Annotated in this window: 17 protein-coding genes and 2 pseudogenes; 1 reads left to right on the forward strand and 18 read right to left on the reverse strand. The window is 60.4% G+C overall.

Annotated elements, in window-relative coordinates:
- The 8 genes from ACUTJJ_RS15395 to ACUTJJ_RS15430 all read right to left on the reverse strand — a co-directional run.
- Nucleotides 1-488 (reverse strand): zinc-dependent alcohol dehydrogenase (locus ACUTJJ_RS15395; RefSeq protein ID WP_445542705.1); only part of this gene is annotated, 488 nt, incomplete at its 3' end.
- Nucleotides 485-1,555, reverse strand: a complete 1,071-nt coding sequence (locus tag ACUTJJ_RS15400; RefSeq protein WP_445542706.1) for a branched-chain amino acid ABC transporter permease — start codon at nt 1,553-1,555, stop codon at nt 485-487. The genes ACUTJJ_RS15400 and ACUTJJ_RS15395, both read right to left, overlap by 4 nt.
- Before the next feature lie 4 nt (nt 1,556-1,559).
- The gene (locus ACUTJJ_RS15405; RefSeq protein ID WP_445542707.1) at nt 1,560-2,417 is read right to left on the reverse strand and encodes a branched-chain amino acid ABC transporter permease; all 858 of its coding nucleotides are present in this window, start codon (nt 2,415-2,417) and stop codon (nt 1,560-1,562) included.
- Nucleotides 2,404-3,135, reverse strand: a complete 732-nt coding sequence (locus tag ACUTJJ_RS15410) for an ABC transporter ATP-binding protein (RefSeq protein WP_063948190.1) — start codon at nt 3,133-3,135, stop codon at nt 2,404-2,406. Before ACUTJJ_RS15410 ends, ACUTJJ_RS15405 begins: the two co-directional genes overlap by 14 nt.
- The gene (locus ACUTJJ_RS15415) at nt 3,135-3,860 is read right to left on the reverse strand and encodes an ABC transporter ATP-binding protein (RefSeq protein ID WP_063948189.1); all 726 of its coding nucleotides are present in this window, start codon (nt 3,858-3,860) and stop codon (nt 3,135-3,137) included. The genes ACUTJJ_RS15410 and ACUTJJ_RS15415 overlap by 1 nt, the downstream gene beginning before the upstream one ends.
- 77 nt (nt 3,861-3,937) lie before the next feature.
- Entirely contained in the window at nt 3,938-5,233 is a 1,296-nt protein-coding gene (locus tag ACUTJJ_RS15420) for an ABC transporter substrate-binding protein (RefSeq protein WP_445542708.1), read from the reverse strand.
- Between the two features lie 68 nt (nt 5,234-5,301).
- Nucleotides 5,302-6,135: an SDR family NAD(P)-dependent oxidoreductase gene (locus ACUTJJ_RS15425; RefSeq protein WP_445542709.1), complete on the reverse strand. Its 834-nt coding sequence runs from the start codon at nt 6,133-6,135 to the stop codon at nt 5,302-5,304.
- A 121-nt stretch (nt 6,136-6,256) separates the two neighbouring features.
- Entirely contained in the window at nt 6,257-6,772 is a 516-nt protein-coding gene (locus ACUTJJ_RS15430) for a 2,4'-dihydroxyacetophenone dioxygenase family protein (protein WP_209087102.1), read from the reverse strand.
- A 289-nt stretch (nt 6,773-7,061) separates the two neighbouring features.
- Here ACUTJJ_RS15430 and ACUTJJ_RS15435 point away from each other — a divergent pair, with 289 nt between their 5' ends.
- Nucleotides 7,062-8,663 (forward strand): XylR N-terminal domain-containing protein, encoded by a 1,602-nt coding sequence (locus ACUTJJ_RS15435; protein WP_445542710.1) that lies wholly within the window; start codon nt 7,062-7,064, stop codon nt 8,661-8,663.
- 584 nt (nt 8,664-9,247) lie between these two features.
- On the opposite strand, the gene ACUTJJ_RS15440 is transcribed toward ACUTJJ_RS15435, so the two are convergent.
- The 10 genes and pseudogenes from ACUTJJ_RS15440 to ACUTJJ_RS15485 form a co-directional block, all read right to left on the reverse strand.
- Nucleotides 9,248-10,018, reverse strand: a complete 771-nt coding sequence (locus tag ACUTJJ_RS15440) for a triose-phosphate isomerase (protein ID WP_445542711.1) — start codon at nt 10,016-10,018, stop codon at nt 9,248-9,250.
- 70 nt (nt 10,019-10,088) lie between these two features.
- Nucleotides 10,089-11,012 carry a sugar phosphate isomerase/epimerase family protein gene (locus ACUTJJ_RS15445; RefSeq protein ID WP_445542712.1) on the reverse strand — a complete coding sequence of 308 codons (924 nt, stop codon included), beginning with the start codon at nt 11,010-11,012 and terminating at the stop codon, nt 10,089-10,091.
- Nucleotides 11,013-11,026: 14 nt separating this feature from the next.
- A pseudogene (locus ACUTJJ_RS15450) lies at nt 11,027-11,868 on the reverse strand (TIGR01459 family HAD-type hydrolase).
- Nucleotides 11,869-11,888: 20 nt separating this feature from the next.
- Nucleotides 11,889-12,731: pseudogene (locus tag ACUTJJ_RS15455) on the reverse strand (carbohydrate kinase); the annotation flags it as partial.
- The gene (locus ACUTJJ_RS15460) at nt 12,728-13,780 is read right to left on the reverse strand and encodes a class II aldolase/adducin family protein (RefSeq protein WP_445542725.1); all 1,053 of its coding nucleotides are present in this window, start codon (nt 13,778-13,780) and stop codon (nt 12,728-12,730) included. The gene ACUTJJ_RS15460 and the pseudogene ACUTJJ_RS15455, both read right to left, overlap by 4 nt.
- 7 nt (nt 13,781-13,787) lie before the next feature.
- Entirely contained in the window at nt 13,788-15,308 is a 1,521-nt protein-coding gene (locus ACUTJJ_RS15465; RefSeq protein WP_445542713.1) for a glycerol-3-phosphate dehydrogenase, read from the reverse strand.
- Between the two features lie 6 nt (nt 15,309-15,314).
- The gene (locus ACUTJJ_RS15470; protein ID WP_445542714.1) at nt 15,315-16,352 is read right to left on the reverse strand and encodes a 2-hydroxyacid dehydrogenase; all 1,038 of its coding nucleotides are present in this window, start codon (nt 16,350-16,352) and stop codon (nt 15,315-15,317) included.
- An 11-nt stretch (nt 16,353-16,363) separates the two neighbouring features.
- A complete protein-coding gene (locus tag ACUTJJ_RS15475; RefSeq protein WP_445542715.1) occupies nt 16,364-17,929 on the reverse strand; it encodes an FGGY-family carbohydrate kinase in 1,566 nt (521 codons plus the stop codon).
- Nucleotides 17,929-19,053: an ABC transporter ATP-binding protein gene (locus ACUTJJ_RS15480; protein ID WP_445542716.1), complete on the reverse strand. Its 1,125-nt coding sequence runs from the start codon at nt 19,051-19,053 to the stop codon at nt 17,929-17,931. The genes ACUTJJ_RS15475 and ACUTJJ_RS15480 overlap by 1 nt, the downstream gene beginning before the upstream one ends.
- Nucleotides 19,050-20,168, reverse strand: a complete 1,119-nt coding sequence (locus tag ACUTJJ_RS15485) for an ABC transporter ATP-binding protein (RefSeq protein WP_445542717.1) — start codon at nt 20,166-20,168, stop codon at nt 19,050-19,052. The genes ACUTJJ_RS15480 and ACUTJJ_RS15485 overlap by 4 nt, the downstream gene beginning before the upstream one ends.
- Nucleotide 20,169: the final 1 nt, after the last annotated feature.

Below are 20,169 nucleotides of genomic sequence, written 5' to 3' on the forward strand. Positions count from 1 at the left end.
ATGAGGACGGTGTCGCCGGGTTTCAGGCCGGACTGCGTGATGCCGTGCAGGGCGACGGCAAGCGGCTCGGCGAGCGCGCCGTCGGCGGGAGAAATGCCCCAGGGCAGGCGCCGGCATTGAAAGGCATCGACAGCGGCATATTGGGCATAGCCGCCGCCGATCAGCGTCATTTTTTCGCACCAGGCCGGTTCGCCGCGCAGACACGATGGGCAATGTCCGCATCCGCGCATCGGCGCGACGCTGACATGATCGCCGACCTTCAGGCCACTTGTCTTCCCGCCGATCTCCACGACTTCCCCGGAAAACTCGTGACCGAGCACGTCGCCCTTTCGAACCCCGAACACCTCCTCGGCGGTCATGTGGAGATCGCTGCCGCAGATGCCGCATCGGCAGACCTTGAGCAATAATTGTCCCCGTTGCGGTTTCGGATCATCGACATCGCCGACGACAAGCGGCGCCCCGATCCGGTCGAAAAGCGCGGCTTTCATGGATGCGACCCTTTCGTAACGGTGCTCGAGACGACCAGCTTTCGGCCCACTGGGAAGAGCGGCACGTGGATGCGGCTCGAGATCAGCCCCCAGATGCCTTGGCGCGCGTAAAGGGCGGTCAGCAGGGTCATGAGACCGAGCACCACCATGTAGACCGCGCCGTATTGCGCAAAGAAGCGATCGGCGACGAAATAGATCAGCGCGCCGACGAGAACGCCTTCAATGGTCCCCACACCGCCGACCATGACGATGAAGATGGCGATATTGGCCCAGCTCGGATTAAAGCCGGCCGCCGGCGTGATGCGCAGCTGCGCCATGTAGTAGACGGCGCCGGCAAGCCCCGTGCCCATGGCCGCGGCCACGAAGATCAGGAAGCGCAGCCGCTTGACGTTCACCCCCTGGCTTTCGGCGGCGACCGGATTGTCGCGCATCGCCGTCAGGGCAAGGCCGTGGCGCGAGCGCAGGAGCCAATAGCTGCCGCCGACCGTCACCAGAAGCATCGCGGCGCAAAGCCACATCAGTCCGACTTGCCGCTCATGCAGGGAATATTGGCTCATGACGCGAAGCGTCATGCCCGAGCCGGCGTTGACATAGTCGATGTTCAACACGACGAGCTTTACCGCTTCCGCCACCACCCATGTGCCGATGGCGAAATAAGGACCGTCGAGACGGTGCAGCAGGGCATAGGTGGGAAGCGCCAGCAGGCCCGAAACGAGAATGCCGATCCAGACCGCCAGAAACGGATTGATGCCGAAATTGGAAGCCAGCACGAACATCGCATAGCCCGCCACGCCGATAAAGGCCTGCTGACCGACGGAGACAAGCCCCGCATATCCGGCAAGCAGGTTCCACATCTGGGCAATGGCCAGATAGACGGAAAACTCCACCACCCAGCGCATGTGACCGGGTTGCCCCCACCAGGGCATCGAAACCATGGCGGCCAGGATGAGGAGAGAGACAGCCGCGGCAACGCGGCTGGACCCGGTGTGACGGATAACTTCGACATGGGCCGGTTCGGCCGCAAACGGTCCGGCATCGGCCGGAGGGACGGGGTTTGCCAATGTCATGGGTTCAACCTTTGCTCATCAGGCCCTGCGGACGGGTGGCCAGCACGGTGAGGAAAACGAGATGGCCGGCCAGCGTTCCGAAACCGGGATCGATGCGGAAACCGATGGCCTGCGCGATGCCGAGAACCATGGAGCCGACAAAGCCGCCCCAGATCGAGCCCATGCCGCCGATGATCACCGCCTCGAAGGCATAGATCAGCTGGGCCGGACCGTCGGCCGGCGAGACGGTGGCGCGCAGCGCGAAGAAGACGCCCGAAAGGCCGAGAATGCCGACCGCGATCGCTGTCGCATAAGCGTAGACGACGCGCGGGTTCACGCCGCTCATGGCCGCGGCTTCTGTGTCGGCGGCGGCGGCGCGCAAGGCCCGGCCGAAACGGGTGCGGCGCATGGTCAGGTCGAGCCCAAGCGTCAGCAGCGTCGCCGCGATCAGGATCATCACCGGCAGAAGCCCGATATAGATGCCGCCGATATCGACCGACGCCGCCTCGATGCCGCCGCCGCTCATCGAGCGCGTATCGGCCGACCAGATTTCGAGCATCAGGTTCTGAAGCGCGATCGAGACGCCGAAGGTGGCGATCAGGGAAGGCAGGGAATCCGCCGCGACCACCTTGTTGAGCACGAATTTCTGCAGGCCCCAGCCGATGACTGCCGCCAGCGGTACGAGCAGCAGAACAAGCGGCAAGGGCCCGACGCCGAAGGCGACGGAGGCCGATATGCCGATCAGCGCGAGCAGGACGACGAGGTCGCCATGGGCGATATTGACGATCCGCATGACGCCGAACATCAGCGCCATGCCGAGCGCGTATTGCGCATACATTCCGCCGAGCAGAACACCCTGTATCAATGCGTCAAGCCACGTCATGACCGGCTCCAAAATAGGCTTGCGCGATATCCGCGCGGGTAACGTTCGACGACAGGCTTTCGAGCGTGATATGGCCTTCAAGCATGCAGTAGAGGCGGTCGGAGGCGCGCTGGGCCAGCATCACGTCCTGTTCCACAAGCACGATCGACGTGCCGGTGGCGGCGATCTGCGGCAGCACCTCGTAGATCTCGCGAATGACCTTCGGCGCGAGCCCGAGCGATATCTCGTCGCAAAGCAGAAGCCGCGGCTGGGCGAGAAGCGCCCGGCCGATGGCCACCATCTGCTGCTGGCCGCCCGACAGCTTCTCGACCTGGGTCCTTCGCCTTTCCTGAAGGATCGGAAACAGCCTGTAGATGCGTTCGAGCGTCCACGTCTTTTCAGCTGCCTTTCGGGCATGGTCGACGGCGACCTTTAGATTGTCCTCGACGGACATGCCGGCAAACAGCCGCCGCCCTTCCGGCACCATGGCGATGCCGAGCTGCACCATGCGGTGCGGCGCGCCGCCGCCGACCGGGCGGTCTTCAAACAGCACCATGTCGCGACCGACGGGAAGAAGGCCCATAAGGGCGCGCAGGAAGGTCGATTTACCCGCCCCGTTCGCGCCGATCAGGGCGACGACCTCTCCCTCGGCAATGCGGAAATCGACGGAAAAAAGCGCCTGAAAGTCGCCATAACGGGCATTGAGACTTCGGGTGGAGAGAAGATCGAATGTCGTCATCATGCTTCGATCCCCATGTACACGCGCTGGACATCCGGATTGGCGATCACCTCTCTTGGCGGACCGTCGGCGATCTTTTCCCCGAAATTCAACACGAGGAGCCGGTCGGCCACCGCCATGATCGCGTTGAGCACATGTTCGATCCAGACGATCGTGATGTTGCGCTGCCTGATGCGGCGAACGAGCGCGACGAGCTGGCGCGCCTCCTCCTCGGTCAGGCCACCGGCAATCTCATCGAGCAGCAGCAGCTTCGGATCGCTCGCCAGCGCGCGCGCCAGTTCGAGCCGCTTTCTGTCGAGAAGCGTTAGCGAACCGGCGGCCAGGTTCGCCTTCGCCGCGAGGCCGCATTCCTCGAGAATGGCCGCGCAGAAGGCGTTGGCGCGGCGTTCGCTCAACGCAGCGCCGAACATGGCTGCGACCATGAGGTTCTCGAATGTGGTCATGCCCGCATAGGGCTTCGGAATCTGATAGGTGCGGCCGATGCCGCGGCGACAGCGCCGGTGCGGCGCCTCGGAACGGAGCGTTTCGCCGTTAAAGGTCAACTCCCCGGCATCCAGCGTCGCGTCGCCGCTGATCATGTTGAACAATGTGGTCTTGCCCGCACCGTTGGGGCCCAATATTCCGAGGATTTCGCCCTCGCGGACGTCGATGTTCACGCCATGGAGAACCCTCAGCGCGCCATAGGACTTGGATATCCCCGTTCCCGATAGAATCGTCTGCGCCATCGCATGCCCTTCGTCTGCATTGGAATTGTCGTCCCCGGACAGATCGCCTTCGACCTGTCCGAGGACAGTTCACGCGATCAGGACCACTTGATCGGTTGCAGCTTGGCTTCGGGCTCGATGAGCTTGCTGACGGAATTGTCGACGATCTTCAGATCGTACATCCACCTGTCGCTTTTCACCCACTGACCGCCGAAGATCGGGGTCTTGCAGATATTGGCATGCGGCCCGGCGCCGAATTTGATCGGGCCGACCAGCGTGTTGAGATCGGTCGCCTTCAGCGCGTCGCGCACCGAGGTGCGGTCCATCGGATCCTTGGCGCGTTTGAGCGTATCGATGGCAACCTCCCAGAGCGCGTGGGCATAGCCCAGCGGCTGGATCCATTGCTTCTTCATCTTGCTTTCCCAGGCATTGGCGACATCGCGGCTGACTTCGCCGGTCAGCGACGACTTGAAGGGGAAGGCCGGCGTCCACCAGACTTCCGAACTCATGCCGTTGCCGAGCGGCCCCATGGCCTCGACGCCCGAGGGAAAGAGAAGGGCCGCGGCGACCGTGACGACCTTCGGATTGAACTTCTGCTGGCTGCACTGGGTGATGAAGGTCTTCAGGTCCGACACATAGGTGATGCCGCCGACGATGTCGCAGCCGCCGCTCTTATATTGGGAAATCTGCGCGGAGAAGTCGTTCGTGCGCGGCTGGAACATACTCGGCACGATGGTCTTGAAGCCGGCTTTTTCGACCGCCGGCGGCAGTCCGTAACCGCGATTGCCCCAGGTCTCGCCATCGGCATTGCGCGGAAACAGCATGCCGACATTCCTGTTGGTTTCGAGCGACTGCCAGAGACCGACGAAGGTTGCGAGCGCATCCTCAAGCCCCCAGAAGAAATGGTAGGTCCAGTCGAACGGCTTCTTGTCGCCGCCGCGCGGCATGACGAAAGCCTGCCAGGGCGCGGCCGACGAAATGCTGGGAACGCCGTTGAGTTCCGCCTGATCGGCGGCCGAATTGATGACATCCGTCGTCGATGCCGGGATCAGAAGCTGGACATTCTCGTTCAGGATCAGTTCGCCCGCCAGTTCCGCCGATTTGTTCGGATCGGACTGGGCGTCGCGCACCAGAATATCGACCTCGTAGGTCTTGCCGTTGTTCTGGATACCGTTGGCCAGCAGCGTCTTGATGATCTCGACGGTATAGCCGTCGGATTCGCCGAAGGGCGAAAGCGGTCCCGTCAGCGGGCTGATGAAGCCCACCTTGATCTTGCCGCCGGATGCGCGTGTCAAACCGGGCATGGCGAGCGTCGCTGCGGCGGCGCCCATGGTTTTCAACGCCGTTCGACGCGAAAGCCGCGTCTGGCTTATGCCTTCCAATAGTGTATTCATGCTCTCCTCCCAAGTTTTAAAAATACCTGCATCGGCTCGTCTCCTCCACGACCCGATGCCTGACTGGATCAATCTCCGGGGCGCAGGTGCAGTCCCCCGTCGATCACCATTTGAGCGCCCGTTACGTAAGACGACGCGGGCGAGGCGAGATAAAGCGCCAGGCCCTTGATTTCCGATGTTTCGGCCACGCGATGCAGCACCGACCATTTTTCGAAGGCGGCCCGGTCCGCGACATTGCGCAGCCGTCCGCCGGCGATATTGGTGACGAAGGGGCCTGGCGCGATCGCGTTGACGAGAATGTTGTAGCGGCCGAGTTCCATCGCCGCCTGGCGCACCAGATGCGCGACCCCGGCCTTGGCCGGCATGTAGGGCGTGCCGACAATGCCGTCATTGTAGAGCGCCGCGCAGGACGAGGTGGCGATGATGCGCCCGCCGCCGGTCTGCTTCATGTAGCGCGCCGCAAGCTTGATCGTGTTGAACACGCTCGTCAGGTTGGTCGCGATCACCTTGTCCCAGTGCTTGTCTTCGAGATTGTCGATCTCGCCGTCGGGATTGCGCTCGCCTTCAGGCGTCAGGAAGCCCGGCCCCGCATCGATGCCGGCATTGGCGAAAACGATGTCGATGCTGCCGCGTTCGGCAAAGACCCGGGCAAAGGCTTCCTCCATGTTCGCCCGGTCGGTGACGTCAACGATCTGTCCCCAGACATTGCCGCCCCAGACATTGCCGCCGGCGCGGGCCAACGCGTCGAGCGTGTCGTCCAGCGCTGTGCGGTTGACGTCGAAGAGGCAGACATTGGCGCCGTTTTCGGCGAGAACTTCCGCATAGGCGCGGCCAAGCCCGCTGGCCGCCCCCGTCACGATGGCCGCCTTTCCGGCGACGTCGAACATTTCCTGCAATGACATGCGAACAATCCGTTTTCGAGCGTTTTGAATGGAAGCGTCACGCGGTCATCTGTCAAAAACCGCGACGAAACAAAGAGCCGGAGCATTGGCGAAGGGCCGGGATGCTCTCGTTTGAGGGCTGTCAGATGAACATTTCCTTGTTGATCGGAATGCCCTTCTTTTCGCAGTAGCTCGTATAGTGATCGATGAACCAGAATACGTCCGCGGTGAAATCGTACTTGCCCTGCTCGTCGTAGAATTCGATCGGCCCGTTGATCCAGAAAATCGCCTTCACGCCGTTCGGATCGTCCGAATAGAGCGTATGGTCGGTGCCCGGCAACTCGTAGACGAAATCGCCGGGACGGGCGACCCAGCTATATTCGTAATAGGCGAAGGAGCCTTCAAGCGTCAGCGCCGAGACGACGCCGCGATGGCGATGCGTGCCGATGCGGCCGCCGCCCTTGACCCAGAGAATATTGGCGACCGAATTGGTCCGCACGTCGAAACAGAAGTGCTTGATGGCAGCGCTGTCGCCGAAGGGAACCCAGGGGTTCCTGTCGTCGTCACCCGGAATATGGGCTCCTTCGCGCGCATATTTCAGGATCGTCTGATGGTGGGGCTCTTCCGGAAGCTTGACGATATGGGCCGGCTTGTTCATGGAAATCTCCTCCCGATTTTCCGTGGTTCAGCAAGTTGGAGCCAGTCTGTGTTTCGTGCCTGCCAAGGGTCAACGGGATAATCGGCGGCCGGCCGCGACTTTCGGGAAAATCCTTATAACGCACTGAAATATCTATTCATAATTCGCAGGCGCACGGCGATGAAACGGCACGCTGCGGCGCGTATTTGAATTGTGTATTTATGAAAAGATCAATTCGTGTTTATCATTTCATCAACGAGGCGGCGCAAAGACATGGGTGGTGCCGGCGCGCCGTGAACGGGAGGCGGACATGAAGATCAACGGCGGACAGGAAGCCCTTCTCGATCGGGGCGGGCGGCCCACCTTGCGCGAACTTCTCACCCATCTCGTCTTCAGTCCCGTCAATGGCGTGTTGCGCCTCGGCGATACGCGGATGGTGCTTCAAAGAACCAGCTTTCTGAGCCACCTGCGCGAAGAGATCGTGCGCAGCTATGGACGCGAGGATGCCTTCGTGTTGCTGATGCGGCTCGGCTTTCAGGCCGGCGTCGAGGATTCCCGCTTCGTCAAGGCCTCATGGCCCAATCTCGACCCCGGCGACGCCTTCACCGCCGGCACTAGGCTTCACACCGTCAGCGGCGTGACGCGCGTCGAGACGGTCCACAATGATTTCGACTTCAAGAAGGGCAAATTCTCGGGCGAATTTCTCTGGCATGAAAGCGCCGAAGCCTCCGAACACCGCAAGCATTACGGCGACGCGATCGAGCCGGTTTGCTGGTCGCTGATCGGTTACGCCTCCGGCTATGCGACCCACGCGCTGGGCAAGCTGATCGTCTACAAGGAAATCGAGTGCAAGGCGATGGGCCACAGGCATTGCCGTGTCGTCGGCAAGCCGGCCGATGCCTGGGGCGAAAGCGATCCGGATGTTCAACGCTTTCGCCGGCAGATCATGCCGCGCTATCTGAGCGAGGAAATCGCCGCGCGTCCAGTCAAGAGCAAATCCAGCCCCTCGGAAGGCGATGCATCGGCAAGATACGATCTTGCCGTCCTGTCTCCGGTCATGGACCAGATCGAAGCCTGTTCGCGCGCGCGTTTGCCCGTGCTGCTTTCGGGTCCCGTGGGCAGCGGCAAACGAATAGCCGCCAGTCAGATGGCGAGCATCGCCGCGCCCGGCGGCGCGATGCCCGAATGGACGTCGGGCCACGGATTGACCCCCGATGGCTTGCGCGGTCTTTTGTCGCCCTCCTCGACACGCTCGGGCAGACAGCCCGTGGCGCTGTTGCAGGACGTCGAGCATCTCGACGCGGCGTGTCAGGCCCTGCTTGAAAATCACCTTCGATCGCATAGCCAGGTCACCACGCAGACCTTTCTGATCGTGCTGACGGAAGCCTCGCCCGCCGCCTTCCTGTCGGATACGCGCCTGCGCCCCGCTTTGCGCCGCCTGCTTTCCATAAAGCCGGTCGTCATGCCTGCCTTGGGCGCAAGACGCGGCGATATTCCGGCGCTTGCTCTTGCCTTGGCGGATGTCGTGGCGGAAAAATTGCACCTGCCGGCGCGCGACATCGACCCCACAGCCCTGGAAAAACTGGCATCGCTGGCTCTGCCGGAAAATCTGCTGACCCTTGAGGCCGTCCTTGCCAATGCGCAAATGGCGGTTTCGCCTCTGAAACGGATCGACGCCGGCGCCATCGAAAAAGCGGCCGCCGTGTCGTCGCAAGCCGATCATCGCGATCCCGCGCTCCGGTCTCTGGCTGAAGCCGCGCTGGACGAAAAGGGCTTCGAGCTCGAAGAATTCAACCGCTTGATTTATGAGCTTGCCCTGGAGCGCGCGAACGCAAACGTGGCGAAAGCCGCGCAATCCCTGGGCTTGAGTCGAGCGCAACTGGCCTACCGCCTCAGGACCGCCGGGGCATAGGCCGCCCGATCTATATTGGCAGGGGTTTCGCGCTGATCTAGCAGTTTGGACCGCCGGGAATTGGAGTTTTCTGGCTCTGATCACCCGATACATTGATGGCTTTTCAAGCTAATCCGGCGGCACTCCGCGCTTGACTACCTAAGCCCTGCACAGTTCGAAAGGCTAGCCGCCTGATCTGAAATTGCCTCTCCACTTTTCCGAAGTAAGCCCAACCTGCCTGACATAAAACCGAAGGCGTACGCCGGGCAATCGAAGCGGCGCGATGCTGACTGCTTTACCTTCCGTCATACAGCCAAGACTTCAGTGCGACCGAAAAGCGTTCGCAAAACTGATGGCGGTCTTGCACGCAAAAGCCGATCGGACCGTCGATGCACTTTGGGCTGCAGTCGGCCAAGCTGTCACCACGTTCCTGCCGCAAGAATGCACCAACTGCTTCATATCTTTGCGGAATGGATCTGAGTAAAGTGGTGCCCCATCAAAAACCGGGCGATTCCGCGCGCTAACTTTGACATGCGTATGGCGTTCTGCCGCCTGAAATTCTCAAGTAGAAGCGACACTCTGCTAGCGATTGTTTGTGCACCGTTTTAGCCGAGCGCTTGCGCAACACGTTCAAGAATGTCGAGATAGCCCGCTGGTTGCCAAGCAGATCGGCCCATGAAAAGGCCGTCGATATGCGGCTGGGTGATCAATTCCGCACAGTTTTCCGCACTAACGCTGCCCCCGTATAGCACGGGAACCTTTACGCCTAAGACCGCCCTGGCCACGCTTGCGATCATCGCCTGGCGTTCGTTGGCAAAATCGGCTGATGCTGGGATACCGTTGACACCGATGGCCCAGACCGGCTCATAGGCTATCAGGATCGTCTTGCGCCTTTCTGCTCCTTCTAGAAATGCCAGCGCCGCTTCTACCTGCCGTTTCAATACCGCATCCGTTTGCCCTGCCATGTACTCCGCCCGAGTATCGCCTATGCAGATCAGCGGTATCAGGCCATGTCGAACGGCGGCGGCGGTTTTTCGGCCAACGGTTTCGTCGGTCTCGTTGAAGAATTCCCGCCGCTCCGAGTGGCCGAGTTCCACCAGGTCGAGGTTACAGTCCTTCAGCATCGGAGGTGAGATCTCCCCGGTCCATGCACCGGCATCTTCCCAGTGCATGTTCTGGGCTCCAACCTTGACGCTGGTCTTCATCAGGCGTTCCTTGACTTGCCGCATCGTCGTGAACGGTGGAATGACGAAACGCTGGACCCGTTCATCGCTGCCGGTATCTGTTGCCGATAACATGTCAGAGAAGGCCATCGCTTCCGCTAGAGACTTGTTCATTTTCCAGCTGGTGCCGATCCAATATGTCGCTTCGCGCATCTCTTCTCCTAAACTTTGCCGACAAGCGTCGCCACGCCACTAGCAGCGCCGCCTTCCTTTTAGTGTGACATCAGCGGTTGAAGCCGGTATCGATATAGGGCTCCCAGAATTCGACGGATTCACGAATCATATCGACGACTAGATGGTCGGTCGGTTCGCGTTCGCGGAACGACAGTTCAAGGCATATCTCGTTGTCGATGCCTCCACCACGTTCGATTGCGGCAAGCAACTTTTGAGGCGTGATACGGCCGTCAACGTTGTAAGCGGCGGTGAATGGCCAGTGGCCGCCCTTGTTCATCGAAGATTGCTTGATGTGGATGATCGGTGATTCTTTCGGGAAGGCTTCTGCCCAGGCATAAGGATCGATATCTGCCGGATTACTGGAACTGACGTCGCCATGGTCGATATCGATCATCATCTTCAGCGGGATTGCCAGATCTGATTGCACCAGACGCGTGTCCAGCGCCCGGCAGTCGGCAAGCGTATGGCCGAACTCGCGTCCGACCGACATTGGCTCCCAAAAAAGATAGTCAAGGCCGGCAGCCTTTCCATGGTCGGCTACCGCGCGCCAGCAGTCGATGGCAACCTCAATCAGCTCTTCACGGCGGAGTGGGTTGTCGTAGTCCTTTTGGGCGAAGATGGCGAATTGTGTGCCGATCCCGGAGGCACCGAGGTCGGCGCAGGCGTCAGCAAGCGTCTTGAACCAATCGACGTAGTACCGGCGCACGTCGGCATCTGGGTGGCCGAAATGATTGAGACGGCCGTAAGGCCCGGTCATGCCGGATGTCACCTTCACACCGGTGCGGGCCATTGCCTTGTTCAGAAGTCGCACATGTTTGGTAATTGTCGCTGCCGGCCATCCGGGATTGATGAATTCATGTGTCAGTTGCAAATGGCCGATCCGCATCTTCTCGGCCACGGTCTCGATCAGGTCGTCTGGCTCGGCAAAGCGATTGACGAGAGGATTAGTATTGAGCGACAGCGTGAAAGCCATAAACGAAGCCTTTTCTACCAGGTAAACGCCGGGAGTATGAAATCGGGAACGGTGTTATGCTCGGTGAACATCGCCTTGCATTGCTGTTCCGGGGTTTGCGGGAGTATCCCCGTCGTGACGAGACAGAATAGAGACCGGCCCTCCTCCCGCCCACGATGTCGTGCTCGATGCTGTCCCCGACGCAACAAATCCTGTCGGTGAGGATTCCGGCTAGATAGTCGCGCGCGGTTGCGTAAATGTCCGGAAAGGATTTGCCGATCCAGTGCACTCCACCCATGGCTTGGTAAAGCTCAGCAATACGCCCGGCGCCGAACGATGGGCCCTTCCGCGTGAGCATCACCTTTTCGGGGTTGGTGCAAAGGCAGGGTACGCCGCGCCGTGCAGCCGTCTCCAGAAGCGCACGATAATGGTCCAGTGAATATAAATCATCCTCGCTGGCGGCCAGCAGGATGACATGTGCTTCCGCGCCATTATCGACACGCCGCATCGGAAGGCAATCGATGGGTGATGTGTCACCGTCTCGGCTGATGAGCAGGCATAATTTCGGCAGCGGTTCGGGTCCTTTGCTCTCTGTGGAGAGCAGCCGCCAAGCAACTTCACCGAACGTGAAAAACCAGTTCCAGGTCGTTGCATTGAAACCCAGTTTTGCCAGCCGTTCGCTGTTCACGGCCGAACGCTTTCCGGAATTCGCTAAGACGATCACGATCTTTTCAGCTTGTCTAAGCGCTGAAGGCGTCGCCGCGGCGTCCTGATAAGGGCTGTGCCCGTCTCGCAGCATGCCGAATTGATCGATGAGAAAGGCGTCGAAACGATCGGCAATGGCGGACATGCCTGCCACGGTCTGCGGCAAGGTCATGTGACACCTGCCGTGATGGCGCCTGCCAGCCACATGTCCCCTACTCGGTGGCTGTAGATGCCGTATTCCGGGACAAACAGCGGAACGTCAGACAGCATCATTATCGTCAGCGTCGTGCCAAGCACGCTGACGCCGTCGCCCGGCCGGTGGGGCCCCGTTGCTTGAAATGAGGCGCATCCATCGGTCGTTCCTGCCACGCTGAGGGCGTTACCTGGCAGTCCGTAGGCCGCTGCGGCATCGGCGCAAATGCTGGCGGCGAGGGTGCGAGCGGGCAGGATCTCCGGCAACAGGGCGGTATCGGCATCTGTTTCAGGGATCCATCCCGGCCAGCAACGCGCAATCGGGTCATAGCCGGTATTTAGGGCGCAATTTCCGTCGGACACACCATAGAGACCACTGAAATGACCCATGATCCAGTCGGCCTGATGGATGACGCGGAACGCCTCGAATTGCCTTTGGGAAGTCGGCAGTTTCGCCAGACCAGAGGTGCCCCCGTGAACAGCGCTGTTCTGCGGTGCATGCCTGGCGATCCAGGCAAGGATGACATTATCGTCATTAGCGTCGTTATACATCATTGGCACGGCAAGAGGTTCGCCGACTGCGCTTACCGGCAGCTTGGTGCCGGAGGTTCCATCGGCAGCCAGCGCCCGGATTTTTCCAGGCTCCACTGCATCGAGCACGAGACGCAGAGCTGTTTCTACGGCTTTCCGCCAGTCAGCCGGATCGCGGTGATCCGCGGAAAAAGCCGCTAGTTTCGCAGCCCCTGACGCGACGATTGAAAAATCCGCTGGCATCGCGACCGCTCTTGCGTCGAATGTGCGGATGTCGATACCAACAACGAGAGACTCGTCATGCCGTCTCATTGAAGCGCCTCTCCGTCACGGCTGAGAGCCTGGCGATGTTTTTCCGCATCCCAGCCGAGAAGTTCGGCGTTTTCATCCTGGGTGAGATAGCGAAGCCGGGCCGCCTCTGGAATACGGAGCGTTACGTCGGATAGGCAGCGTGCCATTGCCAGCGCACCTGAGGTGATGTCCTTGCGGACAAGTACGCCCTTGCCGGGAAACATAAGCATCGGTGAGACGGCTGCGCCCTCATGGCTGGTGCGGTCCTCGATCGACGTGGCAGTTTCGGTCGGGCCGGCTATCTCCGGGGTTTTGCCGAGAAAGATCACATGGTCGGGATAGAGGCTGCCGCGGGCGGCGATGCGGCAGCTTACCAGATCGGTCGCAACGTCGTGCAGGCGTGTGTCCTCAGGCAATGTGTAGGTGCTATCGAGCGCAAGCCGCGCGAGGGCAACAAAATCGGGCGTGGGTGCCTGTCGCTTTGGCCGGGCCAGCAGTGCGGAGACGCACGCCAACAAGGCTTTTGCTTCCGCCACGGTCTCACCGGCGACGACCAGCCCATGGTTGCCGAGCACAAGCACCGACGTATCGTCACGCAGGCGCGCGGCAATCGCCTTTGCCAATGGAAGACCGGGATGGGCATAAGGCACGAAGACGTGCCGGATCCGGCCGAGTTTTTCTGCGACGATTGCCGCGCCATTGGCTTGTACGGCGGTGGCGAGCGTCTCGACGCAATGAACGTGGAGGACAACCTTCTGAGGCATCAGCGCGTGCACGGTCGTCTCGATCGAAGGCCGCAGGCCGGATGGATTACGCTCGGCGATCACGAACGTCTGCGCCTTTTCCGCTGCCGGATCATCACGCTCCAGCGCCGCAATCAGCGGCTCCAACGCCACTGGCACCATCAGATCACGCTGCCGCGCCTGCTTCAGCCATAGACCAGACGCCTTGATCCAAAGAATATCGCCTTCCTTGATCGACGTATTTCCGCCAGCACCCTGTACAAGGTGCGGATCGGCACCTAAGGCTGCAGAAACATCCAGAAGGGCCTCGAACTCCGCGCTTTTCACCGCCACGTCACGCTTTCTCCGAATAATCGTTAAACCAGGCAAGGAATGCCAGCCGCTGGGACGGCGTCATCTGCAATCCGTGTTTGGTGCGGCGTTCGAGAATGTCGTCTGCAGACCTTGCCCATTCGGTTTGCATGAGGAACTGCGCTTCGCGCTCTCGAAAAAGCGGTGTGAAGGCGAGGCCAAGGTCCTCGACGCCGCCTGCCTTGCCGATCAGCGCGTGCAGACGCGTGCCGTAGAGTCGTGCATAATGCTTGGCGAGATCAGTCGGTAACCAAGCATATCGTACTTTGATGTCACTGAGAAACTTGTCGAAATCCGCATCGAGCATGTCGCCGCCCGGCAAAGGTGCAGAACCGGTCCATGCCGCCCTCATTTTAGGAAAAAAGGGGCTCAGCCGCTCCAGCGCATGCTCCGAAAGCTTGCGGAAAGTGGTGATCTTACCGCCGAAAACGGACAGAAGAGGCGTCCGTCCGTCGTCCTCGTCGATCTCGAAAATGTAATCGCGCGTCACGGCGGACGGGTTTGCCGCATTGTCGTCATAGAGCGGCCGTACGCCGGAAAAGCTGTGAACGATATCGGCCTGCGTCAGCTGCTGCTTGAAGTACCGGTTCACCGACGTGATCAAATAGGCAATTTCGTTGCCATCGGCAGCGGCGTCTTCCGGGCGGCCCTCATAGGGAATGTCGGTTGTTCCGATCAGGGCCAGATCGTTCTGGTAAGGGTTGATGAATATCACCCGCCTGTCCGGGTTCTGCACCAGGTAGGCCTGTCGCCCTTCCCAGAATTTCGGCACAATAATGTGGCTGCCTTTGACCAGGCGAACGCTGCGGCTTGAATTCAGTCCCGCGACACGGCCGATAATGTCGTTTACCCAGGGACCCGCCGTGTTGACGACCCCGCGCGCCGTGGCTTCGCTTTTCGCCCCTGTTAACGTATCGGTCATCTCGATCGTCCAGAGATCGCCGGTGCGGTGGATTGACGAGCAGGCGGTGCGGGTCATGATCGTCGCGCCGCGCTGATGTGCATCCAATACGTTGAGCAACACCAGGCGGGCATCGTCTACCCAGCAATCGGAATATTCGAAAGCCGTGCGATACTCTGGTTTTAGTGCGGCGCCTTCGGGGGCCTGCGCCAGATTGAGCACACGAGTCCCCGGCAGTCGCTTGCGCCCACCCAGATGATCGTAGAGGAACAGGCCAAGACGCACCAGCCAGGCGGGCCGGTCCTGCGGATTGTGCGGCAAGACGAACCGCATCGGCCAGATGATGTGCGGCGCTGACTGCAGCAGCACCTCACGCTCGATCAGAGCTTCACGGACCAGACGAAACTCGTAATATTCCAGGTAACGCAAGCCGCCATGCACGAGCTTTCCGGACCGCGAGCTGGTGCCCTGCGCCAGATCGTCCTTTTCGCACAGCAGGACGGAAAGGCCGCGGCCGGTCGCATCGCGGGCGATCCCGGCGCCGTTGACGCCGCCGCCGATGACAAAAAGGTCATATATAACGGGTTCAGGGTGCACAGCCATCTCTCCTCAACAGGGGTTGAGCGGCGGTTCACCGGCAATGTAGCGGCGCACCTCTTCGGCTGCCAGCTCCGCAGCATAGGTCACCGTCTGCACCGAGGCGCCTGCGATGTGTGGCGTCAACGTGACATTAGGAAGTTGCAACAGCGGCCAATCCGCCGGTACAGGCTCGACACCAAAGGTCTCCAGCATGGCGCTGGAAAGGTGACCGCTTGTCAGCGCCACGTAGAGGGCATCGTAATCACAGAGTGGCCCGCGGGCGGTGTTGACGAAGATTGCCCCGGGTTTCATCTGCGCGAATGTCGAGGCATTCATCATGCCTTTTGTTTCCTCAGTCACACGCGGATGCAAGGTCACGACGTCGGAGCGCGACAGGAGGTCGCTTAATCCCACCTGCTCGACGCCACCGTTCAGATCGTCTGCACTCAATTGGACGTAGGGATCGTGGACAATCACCTTGCAGCCGAAGGCGCGAAGCAGACGTACCACCCTGGTGCCGATATTGCCGTATCCGATGACGCCTACCGTCATCTCGCTGAGCTCCCGGCCCGTCCGGTCGGCGCGATAGAGGTCGCCGCGCCATTCACCTTTGCGCAAGGCTTCATGGCCCACACGGATCAGCCGTGTCTCAGCCAGGATCGCGCCGATGGTGAATTCGGCCACGGCGCTTGCGTTGCGGCCGGGCGTGTTAACGACGCGCACGCCGGCAGCGCGCGCCGCCGCCATGTCGATGTTGACCGGGCCGCCACGCGAAACGGCAACCAGCCTGAGATCAGGCAATTGGCCAAACATCCACGCCGAAAGTGGCGCAAGTTGCGTAACGACGATTTCCGCATCGCCGATGAATTCCACGATCTCGTCGGCATTGCCCATATATTCCTTGAGGCCGTCCATCCCTTCAATGGCGTAACCATGTTGCATTGGTTCGTCCGGCCAGGGCTGTTCGACGGCGCGTATGTCATGTCCCTCTCCGCAGGCGGCAGCGATCTTGTCACGAAAAATCTCGGGACGCATGAACCGGTCGCCTATGATGGCTATCTTTTTCATTTCGTCAGTCCTCATGATAGGGTGGGCCTGTGGGCAGTTTCAGCGTGAGAGTGCCAAACCGGGCGCAATGCTACCCACGATTGCCTGTAGACGGGAAAGACAGCATCGAAATAGCGGATCGTGTCCGAGTCCGGCTGTTCCGGCGGCCGCTGAAAGGGCGTAACCCAGTCGCGGACGCAATTTTCCATCGTCTCGTAAATACCGAGCGAAACGGCAGCAATCGTCGCCGCGCCTGCAGCGCCGGCCTCTTCCCGTTCGCTCGTCTGGATACTGGCGCCGAGGGCGCCACCCAGTATGCCCCGCAGCGAAGCGCTGCGGGAAGCTCCGCCGGTCAGGCGCACCCGTGCCGGCAACGCGCCCATCTGCGTATAGCAATCCCGTGATGCCAAGGCGAGGCCGTTGAAGACCGCGCGCACCATATCGCCGAAACCGTGGCCCATTGAAAGGCCGATAAGCGAGGCAAAGGCCGAGGCATCGACGAAAGGCCCACGCTCTCCGGCCTCGGAAATATAGGGGTGGAAAATCGGCGGGCTGGAGCCTGCTTTTTTAAGCCAGCCTTCAAGATGGGCGAGCAGTTCCGACTTGCTTTGTTCGATGCCGGCTCCCTGAAACACACTGCCGGCGACACCGAGAATCCAGTCGACGTTCAGTGTTGCCGCCATATTCGATTGCATCTGTGCGTAGATACCGCTCACGGGCATGCACATTGTGTAGCCGGTATGGTCAGGATTGAGCTGCACGTCGCCGGGGCCATTGGCAAGTCTCATATGCATGCCGGTCGATCCTATGATCGAGCATCCGGCGTCGGTTCCGGGTTCGTAGAGACCCGCACCAAGGGCCGTGCAGGCAACGTCTACGTAGCCGAGGACAACGGGCGTGCCTTCCGGCAAGCCGCAGAGACGGGCAGCTTCCGTACTCAGCCCATGGTGTTCGACAGCACCATCGATGATGTCGGGCAGCAGATATTTCAGTCTTTCAAGACCCAGAAAACGGATGACCTCGTCGCTATAGTCGCGCCGCCGAAAGTCACCGAAAGTGAAGCAGGCTTCGGAGGGATCAGTCGCACGCCTGCCGGTCAGCTTGAAATAGAGCCAGTCCTTGCAGTGGAACGCGGTGGTCGCCCCGGCCAGCATTTCGGGCGCGTTGTCGGTCATCCAACGCAATTGCGGTCCCTGCTGGCACGCGGCGAGGCCACTGCCGGTGCTGCGAAAGCGGTCTAAATCCCCACTGTCGCCACGTAGCCTTTCGACCGTTTCGCCAGCGCGGGCATCAAGCCACAGCCATCCCTTGCCGACCGGTTCACCCTGCCTGTCGATCAGCCAGGTGCCGTCACCCTGTCCCGTGACGGCAATGCCAGCGACACGGCTGGCAAGATCGTCAATCTTGTTGGAGAGTTCAGCAAGCGTGTGAGCGGTATCGGCCCATGTCCGTCGAAGGTCCTGCACCGAACCTTGCCGTCCCACCGCGGCATAATGGTTGGGAGTGGCGCAAGCGGCAAGCGGCCGTCCCTTGAGATCGAAGGCAACGGACTTTATCACTGAAGTGCCGGCATCGATGCCGATCAGCACGTCGCGCATCAGGCAAGCTCCTTCCCGTGGGAAATTGCCCTTCCGGTTTCGCTATCGAAGACATGCAGGCTTGAGGGGTCGAGATGGATGCGGATTTCCTCTCCAACGGCAAGACGTGTCCGGTCGTGTTCGACCAGGACGACGGTGGCACCGACAAAATCTGCTGCGATATGTGTCTGGTCGCCAAGCCACTGGTTGACAGCCACTCGCGCCTTGACGCCATCGACACTGCGCCGCACAGAATAGGGTCTAATGCCGAGCACCACCTTACGCCGTCTGATCAGCTCTTGCCTGAGTTCCGGCGAAAACGCGGCAATCTGGTAATCAAGTCTGACACCTTCGCTGAGCTCGAAGGACAGGTGATCGTCACCCCCGCTGATGCTTGCCTCGAAGACGTTCATCGGAGGCTCGCCGACGAAGGTGCCTGTGAACAGGTTGGCAGGACGTTCCTTGATCTTTTGCGGCGTTTCGAATTGTTGCAGCACGCCGCCTTCCATGACGGCAATACGGTCGGCGAGCGCATTGGCCTCCGTCTGGTCGTGTGTGACGAGGATCGCCGTCAGACCGCGTTCCTTGATGTAATGTTTGATGCGGCCGCGCAGTACGGCGCGCAGTTGCGGCTCCAGCTGCCCCATCGGTTCATCCAGCAAATGCAAATTGGCATCGCGGATAAGCGCTCGGCCGAGAGAAGCACGCTGTTGCTGGCCGCCGGAAATCGAGCTCGGGTAACAGCCGAGAATATCTTCGATCTCCAGGAGCTTGGCGATATAGGTGACTTTTTCGTGGACTTGGGCTTGTGACAGACGCTTGGCCTTGAGCGCAAAAGCAATGTTTTCATACACGGTCAACGGCGGATAAAGTGAATATCCTTCGAATGCCATCGCGACGTTTCTTTTTACAGGCGGCAAGAGATGGACCTGCTGTCCGGCAAGGGCAATCGTACCGTCCGACACCGGTTCGAAGCCCGCGATCATGCGCAGGGTAGACGTCTTTCCACAGCCGGAAGAACCGAGCAGGGCGATAATCTCGCCCTTTTGGACATTCATCGAAAGATTTTTGACCGCGTGTAGACCATAGCCTTTGGGTCCATAGAATTTGTCGACATTCTTGATCAGCAGTGCCGTGTCGTTCATGCCGCCTCTCCGTTGCGATTGGTTATCGCCACAGGCGATGTGATGCGCACGCCGCTTTCCTTGTCGAAGAGGAAAGCGGCATCGCCGTTGACGACAATCGCTGCCGGGCCGGAAGACCGACCAGGCGTCCCGGCTGGCCGCGAAAGCAAGATTTCCCGGCCTCTCGCCGTCAACAACAGGGTCACTGTCTTTTCGTTGAGAGGCGTCTCGGCCTCCACCGTCACCGGAATGGCGCCCGGAGCGGAAGGCTCAGCGAAGACGATGGTCTCCGGCCGTAGGCCGAGAACGCATTCCCTACCGACCACACTTACCGGCATCGAAGGCAAGGGTATTCTGACATTTGAAAGCTCTACATAGACGCCGGAGGCATCCAATTTAGGGATCACGGCGAGGAGATTGATGGTGGGGTCGCCGAATAGCCTCGCAATCTCGATGTCTGCCGGAGAATTATAAATATCTTCAGGCGTGCCGATCTGCCGGATGTTGCCCTTCGACATGACGGCGATGCGATCGCCAAGCGCCATCGCCTCCTTGTAGTCCTGGGTGACGTAGACGACCGTCGCGCCTTGCTGGGCAAGCAAGCGCGGCAGTTCAAGACGCATCTCGAAACGCAGCTTGGCATCGACGTTGCGCAGCGGGTCGTCCAAAAGCAGCAGCGGCGGAGAGCCGGCGAGCGCGCGAGCCAACGCCGTGCGCTGCTTCTGGCCGTTCGACAAAGCCTTCGGACGATGACCGAGCACATGGTCTATCTTGAGAAGCTTCGCCACCTTCTCCACGCCGTCGCGGATTTCTGACGTCGAGCGTCGATTCGCCGCCAGCGGACTGGCGATGTTGTCAAAGGCTGTCATATGCGGAAAGAGTGCGAAGTTCTGGAAAGCCATGCCGACACCGCGGTGTTCGGCATCGACCTCGGCCATTTCCTCACCACCGATGAGGATCCCGCCAGCATCCGGCTCGATGACGCCAGAAATGAGGCGCAGCAGAACAGTCTTGCCCGCTCCGGACGGCCCGAAAAGCACGAGGGTCTCGCCGGAAGCGACTTCGAGGGTCAGGTCGTTGATTACGGCTTGGTTTTTATAACGCTTGGTAATGTTTTGAAGTTGCAGCGTGGTCATG

This window comes from Agrobacterium sp. DKPNP3 (genome assembly GCF_052686535.1).